The 281-nt window shown below is 50.2% G+C and carries 1 protein-coding gene; it reads right to left on the bottom strand.

Annotation, left to right across the window (positions count from 1 at the left end; translation table 11 throughout):
- Positions 1–216 (bottom strand): hypothetical protein (locus WFH04_RS18215; protein WP_336825739.1); only part of this gene is annotated, 216 nt, incomplete at its 3' end.
- Positions 217–281: the final 65 nt, after the last annotated feature.

Here is a 281-nt window from a genome sequence, read left to right as displayed (position 1 = left end):
CAAACGCATAAAGTTATCTCCCCCGCGCATAACGTCAATCCAAAACGCATAATGCTTGCGATTCACCCTCGCATAACCTCTGCCCAAAACGCATAAACTCATCCCTCCCGCGCATAAACCTCGCCCAAAACGCATAACTCCATCCCCACCCGCAATACCATAATCCCAAACGCATAACACCATCTCCCACGCGCAATACCATAATCCCAAACGCATAACGCCATCCCTCCCGCGCATAAAGTTCACTCCAAACGCATAAAGTTATCTCCCCCGCGCATAAC

This window comes from Sporosarcina sp. USHLN248, assembly GCF_037144575.1.
Taxonomy (GTDB): domain Bacteria; phylum Bacillota; class Bacilli; order Bacillales_A; family Planococcaceae; genus Sporosarcina; species Sporosarcina contaminans.
This window is presented reverse-complemented; position numbering and strand designations above follow the sequence as displayed.